At 61.9% G+C, this 20,614-nt stretch carries 19 protein-coding genes and 1 pseudogene; 9 read left to right on the top strand and 11 right to left on the bottom strand.

Annotated elements, in window-relative coordinates; genetic code table 11:
• Positions 1-28: 28 nt before the first annotated feature.
• Both HMP06_RS01525 and HMP06_RS17850 read right to left on the bottom strand, forming a co-directional pair.
• Positions 29-3,049: a TonB-dependent receptor gene (locus tag HMP06_RS01525; protein WP_232089821.1), complete on the bottom strand. Its 3,021-nt coding sequence runs from the start codon at positions 3,047-3,049 to the stop codon at positions 29-31.
• A complete protein-coding gene (locus HMP06_RS17850) occupies positions 2,938-3,375 on the bottom strand; it encodes a hypothetical protein (protein ID WP_232089819.1) in 438 nt (145 codons plus the stop codon). The genes HMP06_RS01525 and HMP06_RS17850 overlap by 112 nt, the downstream gene beginning before the upstream one ends.
• A 237-nt stretch (positions 3,376-3,612) precedes the next feature.
• Here HMP06_RS17850 and HMP06_RS01520 point away from each other — a divergent pair, with 237 nt between their 5' ends.
• Positions 3,613-4,446, top strand: a complete 834-nt coding sequence (locus HMP06_RS01520; protein WP_176495489.1) for an IS5 family transposase — start codon at positions 3,613-3,615, stop codon at positions 4,444-4,446.
• Between the two features lie 326 nt (positions 4,447-4,772).
• Here HMP06_RS01520 and HMP06_RS01515 read toward each other — a convergent pair.
• The 6 genes and pseudogenes from HMP06_RS01515 to HMP06_RS01490 form a co-directional block, all read right to left on the bottom strand.
• Positions 4,773-5,016: pseudogene (locus tag HMP06_RS01515) on the bottom strand (integrase core domain-containing protein); the annotation flags it as partial.
• Between the two features lie 75 nt (positions 5,017-5,091).
• Entirely contained in the window at positions 5,092-6,597 is a 1,506-nt protein-coding gene (locus tag HMP06_RS01510) for a glycoside hydrolase family 28 protein (RefSeq protein ID WP_176495487.1), read from the bottom strand.
• Between the two features lie 5 nt (positions 6,598-6,602).
• Positions 6,603-6,875 (bottom strand): hypothetical protein, encoded by a 273-nt coding sequence (locus tag HMP06_RS01505; RefSeq protein WP_176495486.1) that lies wholly within the window; start codon positions 6,873-6,875, stop codon positions 6,603-6,605.
• Between the two features lie 30 nt (positions 6,876-6,905).
• Positions 6,906-8,168, bottom strand: coding sequence for an adenosylmethionine--8-amino-7-oxononanoate transaminase (locus HMP06_RS01500; RefSeq protein ID WP_176495485.1), 1,263 nt, complete (start codon positions 8,166-8,168; stop codon positions 6,906-6,908).
• Positions 8,165-8,794 carry a dethiobiotin synthase gene (bioD, locus tag HMP06_RS01495; protein WP_176495484.1) on the bottom strand — a complete coding sequence of 210 codons (630 nt, stop codon included), beginning with the start codon at positions 8,792-8,794 and terminating at the stop codon, positions 8,165-8,167. Before bioD ends, HMP06_RS01500 begins: the two co-directional genes overlap by 4 nt.
• Positions 8,794-9,915, bottom strand: a complete 1,122-nt coding sequence (locus HMP06_RS01490; protein ID WP_176495483.1) for an 8-amino-7-oxononanoate synthase — start codon at positions 9,913-9,915, stop codon at positions 8,794-8,796. Before HMP06_RS01490 ends, bioD begins: the two co-directional genes overlap by 1 nt.
• Before the next feature lie 194 nt (positions 9,916-10,109).
• On the opposite strand from HMP06_RS01490, the gene HMP06_RS01485 reads away from it, so the two are divergent.
• Positions 10,110-10,445, top strand: a complete 336-nt coding sequence (locus tag HMP06_RS01485) for a TfoX/Sxy family protein (RefSeq protein ID WP_176495482.1) — start codon at positions 10,110-10,112, stop codon at positions 10,443-10,445.
• 319 nt (positions 10,446-10,764) lie between these two features.
• Here HMP06_RS01485 and HMP06_RS01480 read toward each other — a convergent pair whose 3' ends face one another.
• The 3 genes from HMP06_RS01480 to HMP06_RS01470 form a co-directional block, all read right to left on the bottom strand.
• On the bottom strand, positions 10,765-11,412 hold the full coding sequence (locus HMP06_RS01480; protein ID WP_176495481.1) for a DsbA family oxidoreductase: 648 nt from the start codon (positions 11,410-11,412) through the stop codon (positions 10,765-10,767).
• 193 nt (positions 11,413-11,605) lie between these two features.
• Entirely contained in the window at positions 11,606-11,785 is a 180-nt protein-coding gene (locus tag HMP06_RS17845; RefSeq protein ID WP_176495480.1) for a hypothetical protein, read from the bottom strand.
• Between the two features lie 81 nt (positions 11,786-11,866).
• Positions 11,867-13,192, bottom strand: coding sequence for an MFS transporter (locus HMP06_RS01470; RefSeq protein WP_176495479.1), 1,326 nt, complete (start codon positions 13,190-13,192; stop codon positions 11,867-11,869).
• A 119-nt stretch (positions 13,193-13,311) separates the two neighbouring features.
• On the opposite strand from HMP06_RS01470, the gene cyoA reads away from it, so the two are divergent.
• Genes cyoA through HMP06_RS01435 form a run of 7 tightly spaced genes read left to right on the top strand, consistent with a single transcriptional unit; the run spans position 13,312 to position 20,000 of the window.
• A complete protein-coding gene (gene cyoA / locus HMP06_RS01465) occupies positions 13,312-14,448 on the top strand; it encodes a ubiquinol oxidase subunit II (RefSeq protein ID WP_176495478.1) in 1,137 nt (378 codons plus the stop codon).
• 1 nt (position 14,449) lies between these two features.
• Complete coding sequence (cyoB, locus tag HMP06_RS01460) at positions 14,450-16,474, top strand: cytochrome o ubiquinol oxidase subunit I (RefSeq protein WP_232089817.1); 2,025 nt, start codon at positions 14,450-14,452, stop codon at positions 16,472-16,474.
• On the top strand, positions 16,471-17,109 hold the full coding sequence (gene cyoC / locus HMP06_RS01455) for a cytochrome o ubiquinol oxidase subunit III (RefSeq protein WP_176495477.1): 639 nt from the start codon (positions 16,471-16,473) through the stop codon (positions 17,107-17,109). Before cyoB ends, cyoC begins: the two co-directional genes overlap by 4 nt.
• Positions 17,106-17,495: a cytochrome o ubiquinol oxidase subunit IV gene (gene cyoD, locus HMP06_RS01450; protein WP_176495476.1), complete on the top strand. Its 390-nt coding sequence runs from the start codon at positions 17,106-17,108 to the stop codon at positions 17,493-17,495. The genes cyoC and cyoD overlap by 4 nt, the downstream gene beginning before the upstream one ends.
• Positions 17,492-18,190 carry an SURF1 family protein gene (locus HMP06_RS01445; RefSeq protein WP_176495475.1) on the top strand — a complete coding sequence of 233 codons (699 nt, stop codon included), beginning with the start codon at positions 17,492-17,494 and terminating at the stop codon, positions 18,188-18,190. Before cyoD ends, HMP06_RS01445 begins: the two co-directional genes overlap by 4 nt.
• Positions 18,187-19,473 (top strand): ATP-binding protein, encoded by a 1,287-nt coding sequence (locus tag HMP06_RS01440; protein WP_232089815.1) that lies wholly within the window; start codon positions 18,187-18,189, stop codon positions 19,471-19,473. Before HMP06_RS01445 ends, HMP06_RS01440 begins: the two co-directional genes overlap by 4 nt.
• Positions 19,470-20,000, top strand: coding sequence for a response regulator transcription factor (locus HMP06_RS01435; protein WP_176495474.1), 531 nt, complete (start codon positions 19,470-19,472; stop codon positions 19,998-20,000). The genes HMP06_RS01440 and HMP06_RS01435 overlap by 4 nt, the downstream gene beginning before the upstream one ends.
• Positions 20,001-20,614: the final 614 nt, after the last annotated feature.

Below are 20,614 nucleotides of genomic sequence, written 5' to 3'. Positions count from 1 at the left end.
GTTCCTCCGTCGTTACGCCGCGATCAGCTTAGAAAACCAAGCGCAATCCAGCGGTGATGATCCGTCCCGTTCCCGCATAGAGCGAGGTCAGCGGGTTGGCGGCATACATTGACCGGGACTGCGGTGTGTTGGTCATGTTGCGGCCCTCAAGCGATAGCCGGGCCCAGGGCGTCAGCGCATAACTGGTCGAGAAATCGAGGTTGAACGTATTAGCGTTATACCCGAAATCGGCGATCACTGGCGAGTTGCACACCCCACCGGCGTTAGTCGTCAAGCCCAAGCTGCAGGTACCTGTCGCCAGCGGAAAGCGGTTGACATATTCGGTGCGATACGCGCCTGAAATGCGTGCCGAAAACTTCTTATCCTCATAATAAAATGTGGCGTTGAAGGCGTCGGGTGACGTGTTCAGGAAAGGTGCGCTGGCAAAGGTATTAATGGCCGTTGGGGCCGTGCCTGTCTGGGTTGTCGACGACGTTGTTCCGGTCAAATAGCTCAGCCGTGATTCAATGTGTGTGTAGTTTGCGGTGACCCCGAAATTATCCCATGGCGCTGGCAAAAAGCTGAAGTTCGACTGAACGTTCACTTCAATACCCCGAATAACCCCGCCCGGCGCATCGTTGAACTGGCGCACCGCATACACGCCGTCTGCCTGGGTATAGGCAAGCAAGGTCGGCGAGATAATGGTCCCGAGAACTGCTTGGTACGTCGCTGGATCATAGACCGACGACAGCGGCACTTCCCCGGCAGTCTGCTGGGGGAAATTGGCAAGCTTCTTCGAGAACAGTGCAACCGCGATCAGTCCGTTCTTGCCAAAATATTTCTCGAAACTGAGATCGAAATTGGTTGCCCGGAACGGCTGCAGATAGGGATTGCCAACGGTGATCCCCGGAGCAGAGCCATTGGCCGGCAGGCCGGTGGGGAACGATGTAGTGCCGGGGGTTAGCGATGACAGTTGCGGCCGGGCGATCACCTTAGCCCCGGCAAAGCGGACCAGAAAGTTTGGCGCAACCGTCCATACCAGGTTTCCGGCAGGCAGCACATCAGTGTAGCTGTTACTTGCGGTAACGATTACGCCAACCACGCCATTGCCTGCGCCGCCAACTGATCCGGTGGCGTCGACCCGGGTATTCGCCACGCGAACACCCGCGTTGCCCCGGATTGGCCGCCCGAACAATTCGGTGTCCCAATCAACCTGGAAAAAGCCTGCCAAATCGCGCTCAGTCACGCGGTTCGCGTTGCGGCCATCGGTGAGCAGCCGGTAGTCCGAAAATTGGTTGACGCAGTTGCAGTCGATCCCGAGCGTACTGATGAACTTGTTGAGATCTGGCACGAAAAAGCTGGTGGGCGTGCCCGCCGGCAAGGTTAACCCCTGGCCAAATCCAAGTGTGCGGCCGAGGCTGGCGGCTGAGTTTAACCCGAGCTCGACCAGTGTTGGATTGATTGCCTCGACTGCCGTATTATTGCGCCCGGAGTTGCTGAAAAAGGTGAAGCGCTTGTACGTCATGCCCGCGCTCAGCTTTAGTTCCGGGCTGACATCCCAGGCCAGGCTTCCTCGGCTGACGGTGAACGTGTTTTGCACGTCATCCGTGAATATGCGGATCGTCGACAGGCCCTTCACCAGCGAAAAATTCGCGGGATTGGACACGTCGAATCCTGGGTTGAACACCGGCATCGACCCGCCGCCGCGCTCATCATAGGTATAGCCATCCTGGTCGATGGCATTGAATTCCGTCAGATAGCCCCGCGCTTTGAACTCTGAGCGCGAATAGCCGCCGGTATATTCAAAATGCACGTCGCTGCCGAAATCATGCTTCACGCCAATGGTGGCCTGCCAGAATGTTGTCTGTCCCGACTGCGAGTCGGCAAAGCTGCGCCAGTCAACATCGTCGAGCACGAGATAATCGGCCTGGCCTGCAGTATTCACATTGGCTGCGCGAATCTTGGTGTTGGGGCGGCCGATGAGTTCGTTAAAAAAACCGGTCTGGTTGGCGGTTGGTAAGAACCCGGGTGAGGCGGGGTTGTTGTAATAATCAAACGGATTAAGATTGCGCGGGTTAAGGCTGTTGAGAAAACCAGGCAGCGCTGCGCTTCCTACACCAGTTCCGTCCGCAGTTCCGTTACAGTCGAGCGCGGCAGATGGTACGCAGTTTGGGTACAATGCGACACGATCAGCATTGCCGTTCGCCGTTCCGACTGCACGTAGGCCATTTGCCCCGGTCTGCGCTACACGGGCATTGGTGCCGTTGCGGTTCAGGCCCACAGTCGTGATGCCGCTGACGGTCGAATCCTGTGTGTAGCGCGAATAGACGCCATCAAGGATGATTTCGGTATGATCAGTCGGCCGCCACTGTGCAGTCAGCGTCGCCCCCAGCCGCTCATACCCCAGTTCCTGGCGCGAGATTGATGGCAAAGCCGGAATGATTGTCGTTGGCGTCACCAGCGCATAGGCTGCCGGATCTGACCCAAAGGTCGCCCCCGTGCCCGCCGTGGAGGGGCGTGCAAAGCCAAAGGTGAGCGGTGTCACTCCGTTCAACTGCGCGTTGCGATAGGTATATTCGAACTGGCCCGGACTACGCCGGTACGAATCGATCAACTGATCCTGCTTTTGGTACGCAACCGTACCCAGAATGCCGAAATTATCGGTGATATGCTGGGATATCAGCGCCGTAAGCCGTGGATTGAAGCTTTTACCATTCTCGCGATATTCAGCCTCGCCACCAAAGGCATAGCGGCTCTTCTTGTTCGCCAGCGGGCGCCCCGTGTTCAAATCAATGATCGCACCCAGCGACCCCTCGTCATTTGAAGCCGCAGTTGATTTGGTAATTTTGACGCCGCCAAATAGCTCCGACGCGAAGGTGTTAAAATCGAACCCGCGGGAGCGGTTAGCGCCCGAATCGGACTGGTTGCCGCCCGAAATACTAAGCGCATCGGCGCCGTTCAGCCGAACCTGTTGGAAATCGCCACCGAGGCCGCGCACCGTGATCGTGCGACCTTCACCATTGTCGCGGTCAATGGAAACGCCGGGCAGGCGCTGGATTGATTCGGCCAAGTTAGCATCGGGGAAGTTGGCGATGTCCTCTGCCGTGATCGCATCGACGATCTGGTTGGACAGGCGTTTATGCTGAGTGCGTCTTGCAGCGATTTGCGGAAACCGGTGACAACGATGTCGCGCGACCCATCATTGTCGGCATCGGCCTGACTGGTCTGCGGCCCGGTTGCCTGATCCTCCGGCGTTGCAACCGCAATAGCCTTGGAACCCGGTGCGGCGGCAGCTGTTACCTGTTCAGCAGCAGCCGGCGAGCCAAATGCCAAACTGGCGACCACCACAATCAAGCTGGAACCTGACAAAAAACGGCTTGATGCCTTAGTCGTCATATAATCCTCCCCACTTTTAGCTTCGGTGGTTAAACACCACTCATCAACCTATATGACACCGGTATCAATAAAGCCAGGGCAATTCAAGTGGTGCTTTTATCTCAGGCGCGCACAGGGGTTGTCGGGCGGCCTGAAGTGAAGGTCTGTTGCCGGCGCCTAAGAGCCCGATCCGAAAGTTGTTGAGCAATACCAGCATGTTGTGATTCAAGCCGTCTTTGCAAAGAGATGGAGTGAACGATGGCATGGACTGGTATTGCCCGGCATGAGCATAGCCGGGAAGGGTTGCGCTATCCAAGCGATATGACGGATCGGGAATGGATGCTGACGGCACCGTTTATCCCGCCCGCGAAGCGGGGTGGGCGGCGTCGCACGACGGATATGCGAGAAGCAGTGAACGCCATGCTCTACATTGCCGCGAGTGGTTGTGCATGGCGGCTGTTGCCGAAATGCTTTCCGCCGGTTTCGACCGTGCGGCGCTATTTCTACGCCTGGCGCGATTGCGGTCTGTTCGATGCGATGAACATGGCGTTGGTCATGAACCTGCGCGAAATCGAAGGACGCGAGGCCTCGCCCAGCGCCGGTGTGATCGATAGCCAGTCGGTCAAAACAACGGAAAGCGGGGGAATTTGCGGCTATGATGCAGGCAAGAAGATCAAGGGTCGCAAGCGCCATATCCTGACCGACACATGCGGTTTTCTGGTCTTCATCCTTGTCCACGGGGCTGACATTCAGGACCGGGACGGCGCTGTCGATGTGCTCAAAGCGATCCGCCAGCGCTTCCCATGGCTGCGCCATGTCTTTGCCGATGGCGGCTATGCCGGGCCGAAGCTGCGCGACGCCATGGCTCGCCATGGCAACTGGACCATCGAGATCATCAAGCGCTCCGATACCGCCAAAGGCTTCGAAATCCTTCCCCGGCGCTGGGTCGTCGAGCGCACTTTTGCATGGCTCGGTCGATGTCGCCGCCTCGCCAAAGACTGGGAGACCTCCATCGCATCGTCAACCGCATGGGCGCTGCTGGCATCCATCCGAATGCTCACCCGAAGGACCGCAAAATACTGCTACGCTTGAGAAAGTTCTGAATCAGGCACTAAGGCCAAATCTCGCTATATTTCCGATGGGCTTACCAGCGGAAGATGGCTTTCAGCAAAACAGAATGCTTACTTGCTACTGACGTTGGTCGGTGTCGATCCGGCCAAAAAAATAGCCGCTACCCCTTTTTTTCCTTGCACTCGAAAGTTGATCAGCCAGTCGCCGCATGATCTGCGCAGGGCAACGAGTTCTTTTTGCACGCCGATTGACGAGACCCCCGCCTTTCATCCAGCGCCAGCCAAAGACCGGCCGTTTGTTAGGGTCACCCTGGTTTCTCATCCAGTCCGAAGGTAAGTATCCGGCGTTCATTTGGCGACGATCTGGGCTGCGGCCGCAGCATCTTCGATCGGCGTCGGCCAGCCAGGCGATGTATGAGGACAGCTCTCGTTACAGTCCCGCCGCCAGGCATCGATCTTGGCTCGGGCGTCTTCGAACCAACGGGTGTTCAGCCATTCGTCGCGCAGGCGATTACTGAACGATTCCACGAACGCGTTGTCCGTCGGCTTGGCCCACACGGCTAAAGCCTAGCGTCCCGCCGTCCTCGTACGCCGGCTCCGAGCCATGCCGAACGATGTTCTGCGCAACCATGCTGGTCCTCACTGCACGGGCAAGGACGGTGCCGCTTCACGCAATTACGACATCGTCGACATCTGTTTTCGTCAAGATCTTGGGTCGCGGATCAGGCTGGTCGACGACGAAATCGACATTTATCAGGGTCAGCCTCCGCACATGGCGAGCCCACAGGCCATAGGCCGGCGCGAGCTTCAAATTCTGTGCATCGGGGTATCGTTTGCGCATCTGGTCGATCTCGCTTTCATCCGGGCCTTCCGATGCAGACCCGGCGCCCCACAAATGAACATTCTTCAAGACCACATCTTCGATTTTGCGATCAGCGATGCCTAAAAAATATGACCCGCGGGAGTCGTTTTCTTTGCCGGAGATGTTTTCGAATACGATACGACGCATAGTCCCTGGTGCAGGCACAGGATCCTCCGGTCGAACCCGTCCGCGGTCGCCCAGTCGGAGGTAAAGCGGCGACTTCGAGCGGAATATCCTTGCGTCATGCACATAGACATCCTCAAGCGTGCCGCCATCGACGATAGCCCACGTAATGCCGGAGCTTGCGGTCCGCCGATTGATAGCAGGCATGTGTGCCGGCGTACCTCCAATCGTTACGTTACGGACCAGGATGCGCCGGAAATCACCCTGAGAATCAGTGCCGAATTTGATCGCATTGCAACTCGTGTAAAACTGGCAATTCTCGACAAGAACGTCTTCCATGGGGCGCTGGGACGCACCCTTGAAGCACATTGCGTCATCTTCTGAATTGATGATGCTATTGCGCACTATCACACGCCGACAACCATCAATGTCGAGGCCATCATTGTTGAAGTTTGCCTGGTTGCTTACGAAAATATCCTCGATCAGCAAGTCCTCGCAATTGAGATAGTTTTGCATCCAGCAGGCTGCATCATGCAGGCGAATGCCAACAATGTGGACCTTTTTGCAGTCGATCACCCGTATCAGAAAGGGGCGCCCTGGGGTCGTGCCAACCGTCTGTTTGCCAGGAAAGTTCGCCTTGCTTCCGCGGCCATCGATGATACCGTCGCCTGCGACGGAAATATTGGTAACGCCCTCGGCAAAAATCAAAGATTGATTCATGCCCATATTGGAGTCCATCACCGTTTTGCGGGCTGCAACCTTCTCCGGATAGTCACTGAGCGAAAGGCTACCTAGGAGGCGCGCGCCCTTGCTGACTTCCAGCCTGATGTTGGACCGCAACTCTATGGTTCCCGAAACATAGTCCCCCACTGTGAGGCGAACGGTACCGCCGCCTTGTGCGGCGAGTGCATCTACAGCGGCCTGAATGGCTACAGTGGCCGGGGCAGTTGAATTCGGAATGAATCCATAGTCCTCGGGAAGCGCGACAGTCTTCGGACCGGTCCAAGGCTTCAGTGTCTTGGTCAATGTGTGTGCGGCCATTGTCAGAGACTTCTTAAGCTCTGGAACCCAGGCTGGCGGGGCAGCGCCGTCGGCTCTGCGCGCGACAGAGAAAGCTGGGCACGCCAGCAAAGATGTCATGGCGGTGCTGCCGGCGGATAAAAGCACTACACGACGACTGATTGTCATGATGACTATCCTGCAATAAATGGAGGGCTTGGTTCTGGGTGACGGCCCCCGTCTTTTACCCAGCAGCAACCAAAGAAAAACCGTTTTTTTGACATGTTACCGTTCTTGCCCCCCGGCTGGGCGTCATTCAGTTCCTGCCGGTTGTGGCGGGTCATATGTGCCGCCGACCGGTTTACCAGCGGGATCGGCGGCTTGTCGCCGATCCCGCCCCATAATCGTACCGCGTTATAGCCTATCCGCCAGATTTCGCATTTTCCGACCGCGTCGTCGAGGCTCACGAACCAGTGCTGGCTTGCGTGCTCGACTCGCTACATCCGCGCGACCGCGTCTGCGGCGTCTGTGATGCCGTGATACAAGCGATCGAGATCTCCATCGGCGATGCAATACGGCGGCATCAGATAGACCGTATTCCCGAGCGGCCGCACGAGCAGATCGTGCGCCTGGAAATGCGCGAGCAGGTGCGGGCCGAGGTGCGAGAGATAACCGCTCCCCGTCGGGTCGATCAAGTCGATCGCGGTGATCGTGCCGATTTGGCGCGCGTGTCTTATGTTGGGAAGCGCGGCGAGCATTGGCAACCGATCCCGCTGCCGCGCCGAGAGATCGGCGATCCGCGCGAGCACCGGCTCCTCGCGCCAGATCGCCAGGTTCGCAGTGGCAGCGGCGCACGCGATCGGGTTGGCGGTGTAACTGGAGGAGTGAAAGAACATCCGCGCGCGGTCCTGCGACAGATGCGCTTCGAAAATCGCCTCGCTCGCCATCGTCACGGCAAGCGGCACCGCACCGCCGGTCAGGCCCTTGGACAGGCACAGGATGTCGGGCACGATCCCGGCCTGCTCGCACGCCAGCAGCGTGCCGGTGCGGCCCCAGCCGGTCATCACTTCGTCGGCGATGAACAGCACGTCGTGGCGCGCACAGATCGCGCGCATCTCGGCAAGCACCCAGGCGGGATAGATCAACATCCCGCCCGCCCCCAGGATCAGCGGCTCGACGATCAGCGCCGCCGGTGCCGCGCGGCACGCTTGCTCCAATGCGTCGAGTGTGGCCTGTTCGCCGCCCGCCACCGGAAACGGGATGGTGCCGACGTCGAACAGCAGCGGCGCATAGCTGGCGTTGAACGCACCGCGCGCGCCGACCGACATCGCGCCGATCGTATCGCCATGATAGCTATGCTCCAGCACCAGGATGCGGTGCCGCGGGCTCCCGCGATTGGCCCAGAAGCCAAGCGCCATCTTCAGCGCGACTTCGACGCTGGTCGAGCCTGAGTCCGAGAAGAATACGCGGGTGAGCGAGGGCGGCATGATCGCGGTCAAACCGCGCGCGAGCGTCTCGGCGGGTTCGTGGGTCCAGCCCGCGAAAATGATCTGGTCGAGCTTAGTAGTCTGTTCGGCGATCGCCGCCATGATGCGCGGATGGCAATGCCCGTGCGTGGTGACCCACCACGAGCTGATGCCATCAACGATCCGCCGCCCGTCATCGGTGTAGAGCACCGCGCCTTCGGCATGGCTGACGCGCGGGATCGGTTCGCCCAGACCATGCTGCGTGAAAGGATGCCAGATCGGCGAGGGCGTCATCGAAAATCGTCCAGGTCGAAGGCGGCAGCAAACGCTGCCGCCAGCGTCGCCGCATTCAGCGGATCGAGCAGCGGGAGGCGGCCAAGGCGCTTGACGCCGCCGATCTGCGCGATCGTCGCTTCGCTGTCGTCCTGCGCGTCACCGACGAAGGCGATGCCGAGGATCGGCACGCCGCGACCGCGCAGCGCCTCGATCGACAACAGGCTGTGGTTGATCGTGCCGAGCGCGGTCCGCGCGACCAGCACCACGGGGCACGCCCAGCGCGCAAACAGATCGGCGAACAGCAGATCGCGCGTCACTGGCACCAGCACGCCGCCCGCCCCTTCCACCACCAGCGGACCTGCGATCTGCGGGAGTGCCAGCCGATCGGACTCGATCGTCACCCCGTCGATCTCGGCCGCGCGGTGCGGGGAACAGGGGGTGTTCAGACGATAGGCTTCTGGCAAAATGCGCTCTGGCGGCAGGTCCGACAGCAAGGTCACGCTGGCGGCATCGCTCGACGGGTCCAGCCCGGCCTGAACCGGCTTCCAATACTGCGCGCCAAGGGCACCGGCCAAAGCGGCCGAAAAGACGGTCTTGCCGACATCGGTATCCGTGCCGGTCACGACGATCGTATTTCCACGCATTACTTCAGTTCCTTGAGGGCATCGGCCAGCGCCGTGATCTCTGCTTCGGTTACATTCAAGGTCAGCGAAAGCCGCAGCCGCGCGGTGCCAGGTGGCACGGTCGGTGGCCGAATGCCGCGCACGTCGAAGCCGGCCGCCTGAAGCGCGTTCGCCATCTCCATCGCCACCGCATCCGCGCCGACCATCAGCGGCAGGATCTGCGATCCAGTCGCCGTGACGCCGCACGGCGCAAGCGTGCGTTCGGCAAAGGCGATCAGGGCCGCGAGCCGCGCGCGGCGCCCGGGTTCATCGGCCAATATCCGCAAACTCTCGCGCACGGCGGCGGCGATCAGCGGCGATGGCGCGGTCGAGAAGATGAAGCCCCGCGCGCGATTGACGAGGAAATCGCGCATCGTGCGCGGGCCGCACAGCAACGCCCCCTCGCACCCGAGCGCCTTGCCGCAGGTGCGCAGCGTGACGACATTCTCCTGGCCCTCAAGCCCGGCGGCGAGGCCGCGGCCCCGATCCCCGAAGACGCCGGTCGCGTGCGCCTCATCGATCAGCAGCATCGCCTCATGCCGCTCCGCCACCGCCATCAGGTCGCCGAGCGGGGCGCGGTCGCCGTCCATGCTATACAGGCTTTCGACCGCAATCCAGGGGCGACCCACGCCTCCATCGCGTCGCCACGCCGCGATCGTCTCATCGATCGCGCTAGGGTCGTTGTGCTTGGCCGCACTCGTCGCCGCGCGGCCAATCCGCATCCCCTCGTGCGTGCTGGCGTGGATCAGCGCGTCGTAGACGACGAGATCACCCCGCTGCGGCAGCGTCGCGAACAGCGCGCTATTGGCGGCGTATCCACTGGAGAAGAATAGCGCCGTCTCGCTGCCGAAGAAGGTCGCTGCTTCCGCCTCGAGCGCCTCATGCTCCGGATCATTCCCCCGCAGCAACCGCGATCCGCCCGACCCGAGCGGGACGCCGCGGGCCAGCGCCGCCTCCACCGCAGCCCGCATACGGGGCGCGCCGGCCAGCGCGAGATAGTCGTTCGAGGCGAAATCCACGCCGCCACGCGGTTGCAACCTGCGCAAGCGATCAGCGTCGTTCAGGGTTGTAAGATCGTCAACGAGGGCCTGCAGCAGAGTCATGGCAGGCCCTATACCGAAGGCGTCGGGCAACGCACCCCCAAGGTTTCATCGATCGGCGTCAGGAATTCGGTCGAGCCAATTGGCCGGTACAGACGACCACGCTGTCCTCAATATCATTCTTTTCGGCGAAAACCCGGACCCAAACGATGGTCGGCCCATTGCCCCTCGCGACGGGCGTCTGTTAGCGTGAGCATATGACAACGCAGCAACGCACGGTCGATTATCTGCTCGAACAGGGATCGGGCGCTGGCGACCTGTTGATTCAGCCGATGTTCGGGGAATACGGCGTCTACCTCGACGGTAAGATGATCGGCTCGATCTGCGACGATCAACTCTACGTCAAGCCAACGGCATCCGGTCGCCTTCATGCCGAGCCGGTGTCGGAAGCGCCGCCTTATCCAGGGGCCAAGCCGCACCTTCTTATCGTGGCCGATCGCTGGGACGATGCTGAATGGCTCGGTAAAATACTGCGCGCCACCGCAGCGAAGCTGCCGGCACCCAAACCGCGGAAACCGAAGCGAAGCACGTAAATGCGCCCGCTGTACGTGTGCTAACAGCTTGGCAGGATGGTACTGCCGCTAAGGCTCGTTCGCGGAAAGGGTCACAATCCGCCATTCAGGGTAAGCCTTTCGCCTTCTGACGACAAACTAGTGTTCGGCTTCAGCCGCGACCTCCAGCGGGTGTTGGGCGAATGGGCAACGACAGGCAGCGGGTTCCACCTCTACTATTCCGGGCGGCGGCATCGTCCTACCGGACTGCGTTTGCTGATCGACCTGATCAAGGAGGTTCGGCCGTTGGTTCGCTAGCCAAGGCTTGCTTGCGGCGACGCACAGCAGGCCGTTTCCAGGGTCATGCTTCCGCGGCGATCTTGCGAAGCGCGCCCTCGAACGCCTCAGGCGGCTGACCACCCGAGATAAGATATTTTCGGTTGATGATAACCGCAGGAACCGCGGAGACACCTTGTGATTGCCACAGCCGCTCGTCCTCGCGGACCTCTTGCGCATACAAATTCGAAGTAATTACCTCGCGGGCAGCGTCCCCGTCGAGGCCGGCCTTCTTAGCCACTTCGACCAACACCTCGGTATCGCCCGGATTACGGCCATCCGTGAAATACGCCTCGAACAGCGCGTGCTTCACTTCACGCTGTCGGCCCTCGATCGCGGCCCAATGGAGCAGGCGATGCGCGTCAAACGTATTGTAGATACGACTGCCTTCCGACATCGCCATCCTGAACCCGAGCCCTGCCGCGCGGTCACGGATCGTCGCTCGATTGTCGGCGGATTGCTCGGGGGTGGACCCGTATTTCTGCTGGATGTGCTCGGCAATATCCTGACCTTCAGCCGGCATCTGTGGATTGAGCTCGAACGGCTGAAAGCGGATGTCAGCTTCGACCAGATCGCCGACATTGGCCAATGCCTGCTCAAGCCCCTTCAAACCGATCACACACCACGGACAGGATACGTCGGACACGAAATCGATCTGCATATGCGTGGTCATGTCAACGGGCCCTCAGGAATTGATGCCTCGATGTAGGGACCATTTTCCGGCATTTCATCAGCGTCACGAGCAAGCATCCTATGGAAAACCGCTAAACCGTCGGAATGGCAATATCTCGGTTGTGGAAAAGCGCCAAAGCGGGACCCCATTGTTTGGCGCTACAACCTCTCGAAGATGCTGACGAATGTGAGTTTTAAGGAGGTTCCGATCCCGCGGAGGCCAAGGTCGGCACTCGATCGGGGATCGTCGCGGTGGCCTCGGAATGCGTGACCAGCACCGCCGCCGCGCCACGCTCGCGGCACCAGCAAACAGCGTCAGGACGCGCCTTGGTCTCGGGATCGAGGTTGCCGGTCGGCTCCTCGGCAAGGATCAACGTTGGTCTATGGACCAGCGTCCGCGCGATCGCCACGGGTTGCAGCTCGCCGCCCGACAGGTCGCGCGCGTCGCCCCCCCGCTACGCCTTGCTCGCCAATTCCCGATTGAGGCCGAGTGCTATCAGTGTCGCCAGCGCGCCCGACAGAAGATAGGCACCCGATGCGATCAGTCCGAACTGCGACGACAAGAACAAGGCCACCAGTGGCGCGAACCCCGCCCCGACCAGCCAGGCGAGATCCGAGGTCAGTGCCGCGCCGGTATAGCGCGCTTCGCCGCTGAAGTTGGACGCCACCGCGCCCGATGATTGCCCGAAGGACAGGCCGAGCAACGCGAAGCCGAGCACCATGAATACGATCTCCCCCGTTTCGCCTGCCGCCAGCAATTGCGGCGCGAACCCGGAAAACACCGCGATCGCCGCGGCGCTCACGCCGAGCAGATAGCGTCGCCCGATTCGGTCCGCGAGATAGCCCGAGGCGACGATCGCCGCGACACCGATCGCCGCGCCGACCAGCTCGATGATCAAGAAACGCTCTGGCGTGGCACTGGTGTACAGGAACACCCAGGACAGCGGGAACACCGTCACCATGTGGAACAGCGCGAAACTGGCCAGAGGGGCGAACGCGCCGATCACGATCGTCCGGCCCTGCCCGCGTACCGTCTGCAGCACCGGCGCGGGTTGCAGCTCGCGGCTGTCGAACAAATCCTGATACGCCTTGGTGCTGACGATGCGCAGCCGCGCGAACAACGCGACCACGTTGATCGCAAAGGCGACGAAGAACGGGTAGCGCCAGCCCCAGTCGAGGAAATCGACCGCCGAGAGCGTCGCGGTGAAATAGGCGAACAAGCCGGCGGCGACCATCAGCCCGAGCGGCGCGCCGAGCTGCGGGATCATCGCATACCAGCCACGCCGATTTTCGGGGACGTTGAGCGCGAGCAGCGAAGACAGCCCGTCCCACGCGCCGCCCAGTGCCACACCCTGCGCGACGCGGAACAACCCGAGCAGGATCGCGGCCCACACCCCGACCGTGGTATAACCGGGCAAGAAGCCGATCGACACCGTCGCCCCGCCGAGCAGGAACAACGCGATCGTCAGCTTCGTGCCGCGCCCGTATGCGCGGTCGATCGCGAGGAACAGAAATGACCCGAATGGGCGCGCGACGAATGCAAGCGCGAACAGGGCGAACGAATAGAGCGTGCCGGTCAACCGGTCGACGTACGGGAAGACCACGCTCGGGAACACCAACACCGAGGCAATCGCGTACACGAAAAAATCAAAAAATTCAGAGGTACGACCGATGACGACGCCGATCGCGATCTCGCCGGACGTGACCTCGTCATGCGCGGCGTTGATGCGCCCGGCGTCTGCCTCGATCGCGCGCGAGCTGGGCGTGGCGGTGGCTTCCATGACGGTCAGATACTCCGGGCGAACATCGCTCTACGGTTGATTTAGCCTTCTTGCCGGACCGGTGGCATTGGACAAAGTGTCCAATGGGAGCTGCGTCGCGCTCGGCCTATCTGCGCCGCATGCCTATCCCCCTGCTTTCGCGTAGCGCGCTCCGGTCGATTGCCCTGCTGGCTGTCCCCGTCCTTGTTTCCGGGTGCAGCGCGGTCGTGCTCGATCCGGCGGGCGATGTCGCGGCACAACAGGGCAACCTCGTGGTGCTCTCGACCGCGTTGATGCTGCTGATCATCGTGCCGGTCCTGGCGCTGATCGCGCTGTTCGCGTGGCGCTACCGCCACACCAATACCGGCGCGACCTACACGCCCGACTGGCATCATTCGACCGCGCTGGAGCTGGTGATCTGGGCGGCTCCGCTGCTGATCATCATCTGCCTTGGCGCGGTGACATGGACGAGCACGCATTTGCTTGATCCGTACCGCCCGATCGGGCGGATCGACGCGAAGCGCCCGATCTCCGCGACCGCCAAGCCGCTGCGTGTGCAAGTCGTCGCGCTCGACTGGAAATGGCTGTTCATCTACCCCGAATACGGAATCGCCACGGTCAACGAACTGGCAGCGCCGCTCGACCGCCCGATCGAATTCGAGCTGACCGCATCGAACGTGATGAACGCGTTCTACGTACCCAACCTCGCCGGGCAGATCTACGCGATGCCGGGGATGACGACCAAGCTCAACGCCGTCGTCAACCGTCCGGGCAATTTCACCGGCTTCTCGTCCAATTTCAGCGGCGAGGGCTTCTCGGGAATGCACTTCCGCTTCCATGCGTTGCCCGAGCGCGGCTTCGACGGCTGGGTCCAGCGGATTCGCGCCGGCGGCGGGGCGCTCGACCGCGCGGGGTATCTCAAGCTCGCCAAGCCCAGTGCCGACGCGCCGGTGATGCGTTTTGCCGCGGTCGCCCCCGGGCTGTTCGATGCCGCCGCTAATCGCTGCGTCGCGCCGGGCGAGACGTGCATGCGCGACATGATGATGGCCGATGCCGGCGGGATGCCCGCGATGGCGCCGCATGCGGCGGGCCAGCATTCAGCCGACCAGCATTCAGGCGACCAGCACTCAACCGAGATGTCGGCAATGCCCACGCCGGCCAACCCACCCGTCACCAGGGCTGCGCCGAGCAAGGCGACCGCCAAGAATTCCGCCGACGACACCGCGCGCCTGACCGGTGCCGGCCTGCCGATGCCCGGCGTGCAGAGGACCAACTGACATGATGCCGCCGATGGACCATCCTACCCCGCCGGTCAGCCCTATTTTCGGGCGTCTTACGATCGACTCGCTTCCGCTGCACGAACCGATCGTGCTGGTGACCGTCGTTGCCATCGCGATCGGCGGCCTCGCGTTGCTCGCCTTGATCACCAAATATCGCGTCTGGGGCGTGCTGTGGCACGATTGGTTGACCAGCGTCGATCATAAGAAGATCGGCATCATGTACATCATCCTCGGGCTGGTGATGTTCGTGCGCGGGTTTTCCGACGCGCTGATGATGCGCGCGCAGCAGGCGATGGCGTTCGGTGACAATGCCGGATACCTCCCGCCCGACCATTATAACCAGATCTTCACCGCGCACGGCGTGATCATGATCTTCTTCGTGGCGATGCCGCTGGTCGCGGGGCTGATGAACTTCGTCGTGCCGCTGCAGATCGGCGCGCGCGACGTGTCGTTCCCCTATCTCAACAACGTCAGCTTCTGGATGACCGCGGCGGGTGCCGCGATCACGATGATTTCGCTGTTCGTCGGCAATTATGCGCGCACCGGCTGGCTGGCGATGCCGCCGCTATCGGGTGTGGTGGCAAGCCCCGACGTGGGGGTCGATTATTATATCTGGGGGTTGCAGGTGGCGGGCATCGGCACCTTGCTGTCGGGCGTCAATTTGATCGCGACGATCGTCAAGATGCGCGCGCCGGGCATGACGCTGATGAAGATGCCGATCTTCTGCTGGACTGCGCTGTGCACCAACACGCTGATCGTCGCCGCTTTCCCGGTGCTAACGGCCGTGCTCGCCTTGCTCTCGCTCGACCGCTATGTCGGGATGCAGTTCTTCACCAACGGCCTTGGTGGCAATCCGATGATGTACGTCAACCTCATCTGGATCTGGGGCCATCCGGAGGTCTATATCCTGATCCTGCCCGCTTTTGGCGTCTATTCCGAAATTGTCGCCACCTTCTCGAGCAAGCGCATCTTCGGCTATACCTCGATGGTGTACGCCACCGTGGTCATCACCATTCTCGCCTACCTCGTTTGGCTGCATCACTTCTTCACGATGGGGTCGGGTGCCAGCGTCAATTCGTTCTTCGCCATTACGACGATGATCATCTCGATCCCGACCGGCGCGAAGATCTTCAACTGGCTGTTCACAATGTACCGCGGGCGGATCCGCTACGAGCTGCCGATGATGTGGACGCTCGCCTTCATGCTGACCTTCACGATCGGCGGGATGACGGGCGTGCTGCTGGCGGTGCCGCCGGCCGATTTCGTCCTGCACAATTCGTTGTTCCTGGTGGCGCATTTCCACAATGTCATCATCGGCGGCACGCTGTTCGGGATGTTCGCGGGCATCAATTACTGGTGGCCCAAGGCGTTCGGCTTCAAGCTTGACCGAGTGTGGGGCAAGCGCTCGTTCTGGCTGTGGGTATCGGGCTTCTGGTGCGCGTTTGCGCCGCTCTACGCGCTCGGCCTGATGGGGGTGACGCGGCGGTTGAGCCATTTCGACGATACCGCCTATCAGCCGTTCTTCGCGGTCGCCGCATTCGGCGCGGTGCTGATCGCGCTCGGCATCGCGTGCATGGCGGTTCAGATCATCGTCAGCATCCGCAACCGCGAGGCGCTGCGCGACGTGACCGGCGACCCGTGGGATGGCCGCACGCTCGAATGGTCGACCTCCTCGCCGCCGCCCGACTATAATTTCGCGTTCACGCCGGTGGTGTACGACAATGATGCGTGGTGGGACATGAAGCAGCGCGGCGCGGTGCGCCCGACGGAGGGCTTCCGGGCAATCCACATGCCCAAGAACACCGGAACGGGCGTCATCCTCGCCGCGCTGAGCGTCGCCTTCGGCTTCGCAATGATCTGGTACATCTGGTGGCTCGCCGCCGTGAGCCTGGTCGGCCTGTTCGTGGTCACGATCGGCCATTCGTTCTTCTACAAGCGGGATTTCCACATCCCGGTCGAGGATGTCATGCGCATCGAGAATGCCCGGACTCGCCAGCTCGCCACCGAAGGCGTTGCGGCATGAACGCCCAGACGCACGAGGATTTCGGCGGCGCAACGCCGGTGTTCTACGACCTCGACGAGCACGATCACCCCGCCGGCGGCAGCACCGCGCTGGGCTTCTGGATGTATCTGATGAGCGACTGCCTCATCTTCGCGATCCTGTTCGCCTGTTATGCGGTGCTCGGCCATTCCTATGCCGGTGGGCCGGGGCCGAAGCAGTTGTTCGAGCTGCCGCTAGTCGCGCTCAACACCGCGATGCTGCTGCTGTCGTCGCTGACCTATGGTTTCGCGATGCTGACGCTAGAGCGCAAGGGCGCGAGCGTGCGCGCGGTGCAGGGCTGGTTGGCGCTTACCGGGCTGTTCGGTCTCGCCTTCCTTTGCATCGAGCTCTACGAATTTTCGCACCTGATCCATGAAGGTGCCGGGCCGCAGCGCAGCGCCTTCCTGTCGTCCTTCTTCACGCTGGTCGGTACGCATGGGCTGCACGTCACCTTCGGGCTGATCTGGCTGGTGACGCTGATCGTTCAGCTCGGGACGCACGGCATCGGACCCGACAATAAGCGCCGGCTGATGTGCCTCGGCATGTTCTGGCATTTCCTCGACGTCATCTGGATCGGCGTCTTCACCATCGTCTATCTCATGGGAGTGCTCGCATGAGCGCCGATACGCTGACCCCCGCCGCCGCGCATGACGACCATGCCGGCCATGACGACACTGGGCCGCACGGCACGCTGCGGGGGTATCTGATCGGCTTCGTCCTGTCGGTGGTGCTGACCGCGATCCCGTTCGCTTTGGTGATGAGCGGATATCTGGACCCGACGTCGACCGCGATCATCGTGCTCGGCATGGCGCTGGTCCAAATCGTCGTCCACATGGTCTTCTTCCTCCACATGACGACGCGGGCGGAGGGCGGCTGGTCGTTCCTCGCGCTGATGTTCACGCTGGTGGTCGTCATCGTCACGCTGGCGGGGTCGATCTGGGTGATGTATCACATGAACGCCAACATGATGCCGATGAGCCCCGCCGCAATGAGCCAGCAATGACCCGAACGCCCGCGACGAGCGCGCTGTTGGCGGTCGTCGCGGGTGTGCTGTGTGCCGGGCTGATCGGGCTCGGCGTCTGGCAGATCGAGCGCTTGGCGTGGAAGCGCGCGCTGATCGCGCAAGTCGATACGCGGGTGCGGGCCGCGCCGGTGGCGGCACCGGGGCCGGCGCAATGGGCAGCGATAACCGCCGAGCGCGACGCCTACCGCCACATCGTCGCGCGCGGCCGCTACCGCGACGACCACGCAACTTTGGTCCAGGCGGTGACCGAGCGCGGTCCCGGTTTCTGGGTGATGACCCCGCTCGTCATCGATCGCGGCTTCACCGTGCTGGTCAATCGCGGTTTCGTCGCGGGCCGGGGCGCGATCCCCCCGGGCGGGGCGGCGGCAGTGACCGGGCTTTTGCGCCTGTCCGAACCCGGCGGCGCTTTTCTCCGCCGCAACGATCCCGCCGGCGACCGCTGGTTTTCGCGCGATGTCGCCGCGATCGCCGCCGCGCGCCACGCCGGAGCGGTCGCCCCCTATTTCATCGATGCCGACGCCGTACCCGGCGCAGCGGCGAACGCCCCGGTCGGCGGCCTGACCGTGATACGCTTCACCAACAATCACCTCGTTTACGCGATCACCTGGTTTATCCTGGCGGCGATGGCCGCAGCGGGTGCCGTCGTGCTGCTGCGCGAGGCTCGCCGCATATGATGCCCACGGCCCCGCCCGCGATCGACACCACCGGGCGCGACAATATGCGCCAGCTCGTCAATCTGCGCTGGCTCGCGGTGATCGGGCAATGCGCGACGATCTTGATCGTCCAGTTCGTGATGGGCGTTGCACTACCAATACTGCCGATGCTCGGTGTGGTCGCGGCGCTGGTGCTGCTCAACATCTTCAGCATGTGGCAATTGCCGCGCCGCGCGACGATTTCGAACGGCAGACTGTTCGCCAGCCTGCTGGTCGATGTCGCGGCACTGACCGCATTACTGTATCAAAGCGGCGGCGCGACCAACCCGTTCATCTCGCTCTTTCTCCTGCAGGTTGTGCTCGGCGCGGTGCTGCTCGATACGTGGTCGAGTTGGGCGCTGGTTGCGACGACAAGTGCTGCCTTCGTGTTCCTGATCGAACGCCATTTGCCGCTTGCGCTGCCACCACGCGTCGTATCTGGCTGGGCCAATTTGTATGTCATTGGCGCGCTTCTATGCTTCGGGTTGGTCGCGGTGTTGCTGGTGGCATTCGTTACGCGGATCAACCGGAACCTGCGCGCGCGTGACGCACGGCTCGCGACGATGCGGCAACACGCGGCGGAGGAGGACCATATCGTGCGCATGGGCCTGCTCGCCTCGGGCGCGGCGCATGAATTGGGAACGCCGCTCGCATCGCTCGCCGTGATCATCAACGATTGGCGCAGGATGCCTGCCTTGACCGCCAATCCCGCGCTCCTTGAGGAAATTGACGAAATGCAGACGGCCATCGCGCGCTGCAAGACGATCGTTTCGGGGATCCTTGCCGCAGCCGGCGAGGCGCGTGGCGAGCACCCGTCGGTGACGACCGTCCACGCGTTTTTCGACGGTGTTGTCGCCGACTGGCGCGCGCAGCATGGCGAAGACGCGCTGGACTACGAAAACCGCTTCGGCGACGATATCGCGATTGTCTCGGACACCGCGCTCGGCCAGGTGATCCGCAATGTGCTCGACAATGCGCTGGAGGCCTGCGGTCAGCCCGTGTGGCTTCAGGTCAGGCGCGAGAACACCGCGCTTGCCCTCGATATCCGCGACCACGGCCCTGGCTTTAGCGACGACATGCTTGCCAATTTCGGCCAGCCCTACCGCTCCACCAAGGCACGGCAGGGGGGCGGCCTGGGGCTGTTCCTGGTCGTCAACGCGATGCGCAAGCTCGGCGGCACGGTCTCGGCGGCGAATCATCCCGAAGGCGGCGCGGTGATCTCGTTACGGCTGCCGCTGGCGACGCTGCAATGGAGCGCGCGATGACCTTGCCGTTTCTGCTGATCGTCGAGGACGATGTCGCCTTTGCGCGGACACTCAGCCGATCGTTCGAACGCCGCGGCTACGAAGTGGCGGTGGCGCCGGATCTCGCGACGGTCGAAGGCGTGATGGCGGAGCGACTGCCTGAATTCGCGGTGGTCGATCTCAAGCTCGGGGCGGCCTCCGGCCTAATCTGCGTCGCCGCGATTCATGCACGTGCGCCCGCCGCGACGATCGTCGTGCTGACCGGCTATGCCAGCATCGCCACCGCGGTCGAGGCGATCAAGCTTGGCGCTGCCAATTACTTGCCCAAGCCTTCGAACACAGACGATATCCTTGCCGCCTTTGCCAAGGCCGAGGGCGATGCCGACGTACCCGTTGTCGGCCGCTCAACCTCGATCAAGACGCTCGAGTGGGAACATATTCATCAAACGCTGGCTGACACCGGGTTCAATATTTCGGAGGCGGCACGGCGACTCGGGATGCATCGCCGCACGCTCGCACGCAAGTTGGAAAAGCAGCAGATCAAGTGAGCGGCGTAAGCGCCGGTTTCACGTTGCCGGAGCGCATGGCGAGCGCACTGAATGCGCGTCGCCGACTCAGCACTCTCCACGTCGTTCCTGTCGCGTTTCTCGCGACCCTGGAGCAAGCGAATGCGATAGAGTATTTGCCGCCAGATTGCTGATCGTCACGCGGCACATCGGTGTCACGGCGCAGCATGATGCAACGCAAAGCGGCGTAACCTCACGGCAACGTCTTGGCGATGCTGCGCACTAGTGCGACCGTGCATCTCCCAATTGGATCTGGGCTACATGGGCAAATTCGAGATGCCCCGGATCGACCAGCGCGCCTCCGTAATTGGGGATCGATCCGGTTACGCGCTCGCGACCGCCCGAGCCTGCGGCGGCGATGCCTGCGTCGAAAGAGAAACAATTATTTCAGAAGCGCTTACGCGCAAAATCGCGATCGTCGTCGGAGGTCTTCAAACGCTCCGAATCACTCCCACTCGATTATCAACTGATAGATTAAGCATATGAAGTCATTGCACAAAATATTTTCTCGATTTCCGTATACCGTCATATAGACCGTCAAAAGTACCGGCCTTTGAAATCATTGGCTTTTTCCGGCAGATCGCGGAAATTGTGGT

This window comes from Sphingomonas sp. HMP6 (assembly GCF_013374095.1).
Classification (GTDB): domain Bacteria; phylum Pseudomonadota; class Alphaproteobacteria; order Sphingomonadales; family Sphingomonadaceae; genus Sphingomonas.
This window is presented reverse-complemented; position numbering and strand designations above follow the sequence as displayed.